The 8,114-nt window shown below is 74.5% G+C and carries 9 protein-coding genes; 2 read left to right on the top strand and 7 right to left on the bottom strand.

Annotated elements, in window-relative coordinates:
* The 6 genes from holA to H3C53_03905 all read right to left on the bottom strand — a co-directional run.
* On the bottom strand, positions 1 to 964 hold a 964-nt coding region (gene holA / locus H3C53_03930; GenBank protein MBW7915826.1), incomplete at its 3' end, for a DNA polymerase III subunit delta.
* Between the two features lie 16 nt (positions 965 to 980).
* Positions 981 to 1,739, bottom strand: a complete 759-nt coding sequence (locus H3C53_03925) for a serine/threonine protein kinase (protein MBW7915825.1) — start codon at positions 1,737 to 1,739, stop codon at positions 981 to 983.
* Entirely contained in the window at positions 1,730 to 4,159 is a 2,430-nt protein-coding gene (locus tag H3C53_03920) for a ComEC/Rec2 family competence protein (protein MBW7915824.1), read from the bottom strand. The genes H3C53_03925 and H3C53_03920 overlap by 10 nt, the downstream gene beginning before the upstream one ends.
* A complete protein-coding gene (locus H3C53_03915; GenBank protein MBW7915823.1) occupies positions 4,156 to 4,656 on the bottom strand; it encodes a ComEA family DNA-binding protein in 501 nt (166 codons plus the stop codon). The genes H3C53_03920 and H3C53_03915 overlap by 4 nt, the downstream gene beginning before the upstream one ends.
* Positions 4,657 to 4,783: 127 nt before the next feature.
* Positions 4,784 to 5,395 (bottom strand): superoxide dismutase, encoded by a 612-nt coding sequence (locus H3C53_03910; protein MBW7915822.1) that lies wholly within the window; start codon positions 5,393 to 5,395, stop codon positions 4,784 to 4,786.
* Between the two features lie 197 nt (positions 5,396 to 5,592).
* Positions 5,593 to 6,606 (bottom strand): YhdH/YhfP family quinone oxidoreductase, encoded by a 1,014-nt coding sequence (locus H3C53_03905; GenBank protein ID MBW7915821.1) that lies wholly within the window; start codon positions 6,604 to 6,606, stop codon positions 5,593 to 5,595.
* A 56-nt stretch (positions 6,607 to 6,662) separates the two neighbouring features.
* Here H3C53_03905 and H3C53_03900 point away from each other — a divergent pair, with 56 nt between their 5' ends.
* Both H3C53_03900 and H3C53_03895 read left to right on the top strand, forming a co-directional pair.
* Complete coding sequence (locus tag H3C53_03900) at positions 6,663 to 7,307, top strand: thioredoxin domain-containing protein (protein ID MBW7915820.1); 645 nt, start codon at positions 6,663 to 6,665, stop codon at positions 7,305 to 7,307.
* Positions 7,304 to 7,720, top strand: a complete 417-nt coding sequence (locus tag H3C53_03895) for a disulfide bond formation protein B (GenBank protein MBW7915819.1) — start codon at positions 7,304 to 7,306, stop codon at positions 7,718 to 7,720. Before H3C53_03900 ends, H3C53_03895 begins: the two co-directional genes overlap by 4 nt.
* Positions 7,721 to 7,745: 25 nt before the next feature.
* Here the strand turns inward: H3C53_03895 and H3C53_03890 are convergent.
* Positions 7,746 to 8,114 (bottom strand): DUF983 domain-containing protein (locus H3C53_03890; protein MBW7915818.1); only part of this gene is annotated, 369 nt, incomplete at its 5' end.

The raw sequence follows: 8,114 nt of genomic DNA, 5'->3' as shown, positions 1-8,114 counted from the left end.
AGGCGCGCCGCCCGCCCGACCCGGCGCGTTGCCAGCGCCTGGCCAACGAGATCACGACGCCGTCGAGCGCGAGTTCCTGGTCGCGGCCGGTCTTGGCGGCCACGTCAGCGGCCAGGAGCTCCGCGAGGGCCGCCGCCACGGCCGCCTCGTCGAGCCTGGCAGCCAGGGCGAGCGCCTTCTCGGCGGCGTACGGCGCTGCCCCGAGCGCCGCGGCCGCTTGCGCCCCGCCTATGCGCCTCGCCCCCTCGCGCTGACGCAGGCCGGTGGCCTTGGCGACGAGCATGAACTGCCAGGCGAGGGCGCCGAACACGCGGGGCACCGCCTCTCCGGCGTCGACGAGGCGGCGAGTCACCGCAACCGCGCCGGCCACGTCGCCCGCCGCGATGCGCTCGATGGCGTCGAAGGCGTCGCGCGTGGCCTCCCGGTTGACCACCGCCTTGGCGCGCTCGAGCCCGATGCGCTCGTCGAGCGCCGCCAGCTTCTGGACCTCCGACGCGATGGCCGCCGCGTCCTCCCCGAACACCTCCGCCAGGTAGGCGGCAACCGCGGGCTCGGACTCCACGCCGGCCTCCCCGAGCTCGGAAGCGACCCAGTCGCGTAGGCGGTCGCCGCGCGGCAGGGCCAGGTGGCGGTGGTCGCCGAGGGCGCGCCACGCCTTCTGGCGGGCCGGGGTGGCGTCGGGGTCGAGAGCGACGATGGTGGCGCCGCCGGTGACGCCCTCGAGGGCCTTCATGACCTCGTTGCGGGGCTTGACGCCGGCGGCACCCGTGAAGGCCGCCTCGAAGTCGAGCAGCAGCGTCGCCCGACCGAACAGCCCCCCTTGCGAGGCGAGCCGAGTGACGTCCTGGGCGCTCATCCCCTCGGCCAGCTCCACGGCGGCGCCCGGCGCCGCGCCGGCCGCGGCCAGGGCCGCGCGGCCGGCGCGGCGACACAGGAACCTGTCGCCAGAGAACGAGACGATCACGCGGCGTTCCCGGCCGTCAGGCGACGGCGCCGAGGGAGACGCTCTCGAGCGCCTGCAGGAACGCCTCCGCGCTGCCGAAGCGGTGGGCGGGGTCGCGCGCCAGGCCGCGGTTCAGGACCTCCGAGTACGCCGCCGCCGCCGGCGGTAGCGGGTCGAGCGGTACCCGGTCGTCGCCGGCCAACCACCTCACCACCTGCGAGCCGTACGGCGGCGAGCCGGTGAGCATGTGGTAGACGACCGCGGCCGTGGCGTACAGGTCGGAGCGGCGATCGGTGCGCACCCCCTGGAACTGCTCGGGCGCCATGAAGCTCGGGGTGCCGAGCAGCATGTCGGGGGCGGTGATGGCGGTGAGACCGAGGTCCTTGGCGAAACCGAAGTCGGTCAGGAGGGCTCGCTCGCCCTTGACGAGGATGTTGGCGGGCTTGACGTCGTGGTGGATGACACCCTGGGCGTGCGCGTAGGCGAGGGCGCTGAGGACGTCGTGAGCGACCTTCATGGCGCGCCGCGGGCGCAAGGGGCCGCGCTCGAGGGCCGACTCGAGCGACACGCCTGGGCAGTAGGCGTAGATGAGCGAGGAGCCGTCGACCACCCCGAGGAGCGGCACGATGTTGGCGTGGCGCAACCGACCGACGACGGCGGCCTCGCGTTCGAGGCGTTGGCTGGCGATGGGGTGCGCGGCCAGGAGGCGCTTCACCACCACCAGTCGTTCCCCCCAGCGGGCAAGCTCGACTCTCACCGGACCCTGCTCGGCTAGCACGCGAACCGTCATGAGCATTGTGAGCAATCTATCACGTCGCCACCGGCTCGTGCAGCCCGCGGGGTCCGGCGCTCGCGCCTCGCCGGCGACGCCGTGCCGTGCCACGTGAGCGGTCCCGCGAGCGGCACGCGCACGGCGCCGTGCTCCAGCGTGGTGATCACCTCGGCGCCGTGGGCGGCTAGGCGGTCCGTGACGGCGACCGCCGGGTGCCCGTAGCCGTTGCGGCCCACGGAGATGACGGCCAACCGCGGTGAGGCGGCCCGGACGAGTTCCGGTCCGGTGCTACCGCGCGAACCGTGATGCCCCACCTTAAGCACGTCGACCGGCGGCACCGCCAGGTCAGGCTCGACGCTCACCCCCAGGTCGCCGAGGAAGAGCGCGCGCGCCTCGCCCCGGTACCTGAGGACGAACGCCACCGAGGCGTCGTTGCCGCCGCCGTGATCCTGGTGGGGCGCCGGGTTGACGACGTCCAGGCTGGCCGCGCCCACGAGCAGTCGCTCGCCGCGGCGCGCCTCGTGAACGGGCACGCCCCGCGCAAGCGCCAGCTCGCGGAGCCTGGTGTCGAGCGCGGCGTCCGGGTCCGGCGGGCCCGTGACGAGGAGCCCGACGCGGAACTTCTCCAGCACCGGCACCAGCCCCTCCGCGTGGTCGGCGTCCGCGTGCGTGACGATGACGGCGGCGAGGCGCGTGACCCCGAGGGCGCGGAGGGCCGGGATCACCACGCGCCGACCAACGTCGAAGTCGGAGAAGGGCGAGCCGCCGCCGTCGACGAGCACGGCCGCTCCACCACCCAGGCGCACGAGCGTGGCGTCGCCCTGGCCCACGTCAAGGAACCAGATGTCCGGCGCGGCGTGCGCGGGCGGCAGCAGGGAGGTGAGCCCCGCGAGGGTCAAGGCCACGAGCAGCAGCCGGCGCAGCCGCAGCCGGCGCCACGACCAGGCGGCCACCGCCAGCGTGAAGCCGGCCCAGGCGGCGTGCCCCACCGGCGTCACCTCGCCCCAGCCGAGCGCCGGTAGCGCGGCTCCCAGTTCGGCCGTGCCGATCAGGACGCTCGTCAAGGGCGCCACGGCCAGGTTCACGAGTCGCGCCGCCTGGTCCGAGACGAGGCCGACGAGGCCCGCCAAGAAGCCGAGCGGCACGAGCAGGGCGGCCACGGGCACGGCCACGACGTTCACGAGCGGCGAGAGCAGGGGCACGGCCTGGAAGGTCCCGGCGACGAGGGAGACGGTGGGGAGCTGGGCGGCCGTGCTGGCGACCGCGCCCGTGGCGGCCCAGCCGAGGAGCCTGGCGGGCGAGCCGCCGGGTGCCGCCGGCCGCGGAGCCGCGCGCCCGGGAGGCGGCACGCCGAGCCCGGCGAGCCGGCTCGTCCACGGCGGGATGAACAGCAACATGCCGACCACGGCCAGGTAGGAGAGCTGGAAGCCGAGGTCGAAGACCATCTGCGGCGCGCCGAGCGTGCCCACCAAGGCGGCGAGGCCGAGGGCCGCCCAGGCATCCACGCGTCCGCCGCCCATGGCGGCCGACGCCACTGCGGCCAGCGCCATGGTGGCGGCCCGCACGACGCTGGGGCTGGGACCCACCAACAGCACGAAGGCGACGGTCAAGGCCGCCAGGAGCGGCGCCCGCCCGCGCCGCAGGCCCCGCAGCAGCCTCCCAGCCGCCACCAGCAGCACCCCGACGTGCAACCCGGAGAGGGCGAGGAGGTGCGCCATACCGGCCGCCCCGAAGCTGTCCCTGAGGTCGGCGAGGTCGTCCCTGCGCCCCAGCGTCATGGCGAGCATGAGTGCGGCGGCCCGCTCCCCCAGCCCGGCGCTCACGCCGGCCGCGAGGCGGCCCGCCGCCGTGCGTCCGGCGCGCACCACGTCGACCCGCCGGACGAACAGGCGACCGGCCACGCCCCGCCTGGCGAGGTGCGCGGAGGCGTCGAAGCCGCCGGGGTTGCGCTTGACGTCGGCCGGCTCGGCCGTGCCGACGACCACGAGTTCGCCGACGGGCGGGCTCGCTCCGCGCGGCGTCACCAGCGCCAGCCTCGCGCGCAGGGGCGCCTCGACGTGGAGGACCTCGCCGTCGGAGCGCCCACGCCACTCGCGCTCCTCGCCCGCCCACTCGAGAGCGAGCGCCCGGCGGGCCCGCTCGCTCGGCCCGTGCTCCCAGGCGTGCAGCCGCCCGACCCCGACGGCGCCGGCGAGGAGCGCGAGCGGCAGGAACGGGAGCCAGCCGGCGGCGAACACCCCACCGACGCGGGGTCGCGCGCCCGCCCGCCATCGCCACGACGCGGCGGCGCCCCCGAGGAGGCCGAGCGCGGCCGCGAGGCGGGTCCAACCCTCCAACGGCGCGGCCAGCGCGACCCCGGCGACGAGACCCAGCGCGACCGGCACCGACCACGGCACGAACCGGTAAGGACCGCGCGCGCCGCCCGGACCGCGAGCGACCGTCACGGCGCCACCAACGGCCTCAAGCGCTCCAGCTTCTTCGGGCCTATGCCGGGGACGCGCAGCAGGTCGTCGGGGCGCGCGTAGGGACGGTGCTCGACGATGCGGCGGGCGGTGGCCGGTCCCACCCCCGGCAACGCCTCGAGCTGGGCCTGGGTGGCGGAGTTCAGCGACACGCGCCCCAGCGCGCCCTCGAGCACCTGCGCCGGCACCTGGACCACCTGGCCGTCGGTCAGGGGCGCGGCCAGCGCCACCAGCGCCCGGGCCGCGCCGGGCCGGAACCCGCCGGCCAACTCGACCAGGTCCCCGACGCGGGCACCGAACTCGACGACGTAGGCGCCCGGCCTAACGACCTCGCCCTCGACGGACACGGTGATGCTCGGCTGCACCACGGTGACGGGCGCCGGCCCTCCCACCACCCGCGGTGCGAGCACGGCTGCCAGCAGCGCGAGGATGCCCGCGGCGAGCAGTTGCGACGGCCTGTCGTGCCGGAGATCGCGCATGCGGCAAGCTACGAGGAAGCCCGGGCGGGGACATCACCCGCCCGGGCTCCTGCCTAGGGGACTTGGGTTGCGGCGCGCGGCTGAGGGGCGCGCCGTGGCCGGGGCCGCCCCGGCGCGGGCGTGGGCCTCAGCGGGCGGCGGCGAACTTGCCCGCCACCGCGTTCCAGTCGACCACGTTCCAGAACGCCTTGGCGTAGTCGGGCCGGCGGTTCTGGTAGTTGAGGTAGTAGGCGTGCTCCCAGACGTCGAGGCCCAGGATGGGCGTGTCGCCCTGCATGAGCGGCGAGTCCTGGTTCGGCGTCGAGTACACCTTCAGCGCGCCGCTGCTCGTGACGACCAACCAGGCCCAACCGGAGCCGAAACGGGTGGCGGCGGCGGCCGCGAACTTCTCCTGGAACGCCTCGAACGACCCGAAGGCCTCGTCTATGGCGGCGGCCAACGCGCCGGCCGGCTTGCCGCCACCGCTGGGGCTCATGACCTCCCAGAACAGGTTGTGGTTCAGGTAACCGCCGCCGTTGTTCTGGACGGCCGTCCTGATGTCCTCGGGCAGGCCGGAGACGCCCTTGACGAGCTCCTCCGCCGACTTGCCCGCCAGTTCCGGGTGCTTCTCGATGGCGGCGTTCAGGTTGTTCGTGTACCCCGCGTGGTGCTTGCCGTGATGGATCTCCATCGTGCGAGCGTCGATGTGCGGTTCGAGGGCGTCGACCGGGTAGGGGAGGTCGGGAAGCTTGAACGACATGGTGTGAGGCTCCTTTCGGGTTCGGCTGGATCGCCCGTGGCCGTCTCGTGGCTGCGCGCCCAGCGCCGCGTCCGCCCCGCCACCGCCAAGGTGTCGTGGCTCACGGTTCCTCACGGAGTGTAGCAGCGAACTGGCCGGGGGTCCGTGCGGGCGTTACCGGCGCCCGCGCGTCGCCGGCGCCCCGGCGGAGCGCGCCGTCAGATGGTCACGACCACCCGGCCCGTGACGCGACCGGCGAGGATGGCGCCGATCTCCGCCTCCAGCCCCTCCAGCGGCACGTGGCGCACCAGGTCGCCGTCCGCCAGGAGCGAGAGGAGCCCGGCATCGGCGGCGAGCCGCCCCCACACCTGGTCGCGCACCGCGGCGTTCGCGTGCTGCGAGGTGACGCCCATGAGCGCCACGCCGCGCAGGATGAACGGGAAGACGGTGAGGGGAAGCTCGGCCCCGCCCACGAGGCCGCACGCGGCCACCGCGCCGCCCACGACGGTGCTCTTGAGCAGACCGGCGAGGGTGGCGCCGCCGACCGTGTCTACCCCTCCGGCGTAGGCGGCGGGGGCCAGCGGCCTGTCGCCCACAGCCCCCAGCTCCTCGCGCGGGATGAGGCGCGCCGCACCAAGGCGAGAGAGCAAGGGCGCCGCCCCCGGCTTGCCCGTGCTGGCGACGACCTCGAAGCCGGCACGAGCGAGGAGCGCGACGGCGAGGCTGCCGACGCCGCCCGAGGCGCCGGTGACAACCAGCGGCCCAAGGCTAGGCTCGACGCCCGCGGCTCGCAGGCGGTCGAGCGCCAGCGCCGCGGTGAAGCCGGCCGTGCCGAGCGCCATGGCCGTGAAGGCGTCGAGGCCGGGCGGACGCCGCACCAGCCAGTCGGCCGGCACCCGCACGTACTCCGCCATCCCGCCCGGGGTGTCCATCCCGAGGTCGTAACCCGTGCACAGTACCGCGTCGCCCGGCGCGAAGCGCGGGTCGCGCGAGGCGACCACGGTGCCGGCGGCGTCGATCCCGGGCGTGTGCGGGAAGCGGCGCGTGACGCCGCGGTTGCCCGTGGCGCTCAGGGCGTCCTTGTAGTTGAGGCTGGAGTGGCTCACCCGCACCGTGACGTCGAGGTCGGGAAGCGTCTCCCATGGCACCGCGGCGACCTCCCGGTGCGCCACTCCGTCCTGCACGTCCACCCTCAAGGCACGGTAGCTGGTTGGTGCGACGAACCCGTCCATGCAGCATGCTAGCCCGCCGGCCGCGACGCGCTGCCGCTTCCGTTAGACTGCCCTCCATGAACTCCCAACGCCTGACGCTGGTCACCATCATCCTCGCGGTCCTGGTGGTGTTGGCCGCCGTGATCGTGCCTCGCTTCACCTCCGGTGGCGCCCCCGCCGCCAAGGCCGACATCGACTACGCCGCCCAGCCTCACGCGGGCGATCCGGCCGCGCCGGTGAAGGTGGCCATCTTCTTCGACTTCCTCTGCCCGCACTGCGCCACCTTCAGCGAGAACGAGGCTCCGCAGATCGTGCGCGATTACGTCGACACCGGCAAGGCGTCGCTCTACTACCTGAACTTCCCGGTGATCGACCCGGCCGGGCGCTCGCGCGACCTAGCCGTGCTCGGCGAGTGCGTCTACCAGCAGAACAACGACGCCTTCTTCAAGCTCGAGCCCATCCTGATGCGTTCGCAGGCCGAGATAGCGCGCAACACGAGCAGGGCGCTCGACCTGGCCATCGAGTACGCGCCCGAGCTCGACGCGGCGCAGCTACGCACCTGCGTCTCCACCAAGGCGACGGCGGCCGACGTCACGGCCGACGAGACGGCCGCGCGGCGCGCCAACGTCACCGGCACGCCCTCAGTGCTCGTCGACGGGGTGCTGGTGCCGAGCCCCACGGTCGCCGGCATCGGGCGCGCCATCGAAGCCGCATCGCGATGACCTCGGGGCGCACCGCCCTCCTCTACCCCGCCTGGGTGGTGGCGATCGTCGCCACGCTCGGCTCCCTCTACTTCAGCGAGATCAGGCACTTCGTGCCGTGCGTCCTCTGCTGGTACCAGCGGATACTCATGTACCCGCTGGTACCGATCTTGGCCGTGGCCACGTTCCAGCAGGACCGCCAGGTCGTCAAGTACGCCCTCCCCCTCAGCGCGCTGGGCGTGCTGGTGAGCGGTTACCACGTCCTGGTGGAACGCTTCCCGTCGCTCGGTTCCGGCGTCTGCTCGAGCGGGGTACCGTGCAGCCTCAAGTACATCGAGTGGCTCGGGTTCATCACCATCCCGACCCTCTCGTTCGTGGCCTTCGTCATCATCACGGTCCTGCTGGCCCGCGTCGGCGCCCGCCGACCCGCCTGAACCCGGCGGGCCGCGACCCCGTCGGCTACGGCGGGGGCGGCCCGCCGTCGTCGTCCGGCGTGACGAAACCGGCCGCCCACAGCCACCAGAGCCACCAGCCCTTCACGGGCCGGTACAGCGCGACGACGAGCAGCACGCCCGCCCCGGCGAGCACCCACTCGAGCCCGGCGAAGAGCCCCCACTCGAGGATGAGCGTCACGGCCAGCGCGACGAGCGCGAGGGTGGCCACCACGTACGTCAACACCCACGATCCCAGCCAGGCGCCCGGCTCCCGCTCGAAGCGCGCGCCGCAACCCTCGCACGCGGGCCTCAGGCCCCACAGCGTGGCGAAGGCGCCGGGCGCGCCGCAGTTCGGGCACCTCCCGGCGACGGCGCCCCACATCGCGCCCAGGTC

Source organism: Trueperaceae bacterium (genome assembly GCA_019454765.1).
GTDB lineage: Bacteria > Deinococcota > Deinococci > Deinococcales > Trueperaceae > JAAYYF01.
The sequence above is the reverse complement of the archived record's forward strand: the minus strand, read 5'-3'. Positions and strand labels throughout refer to the sequence as shown.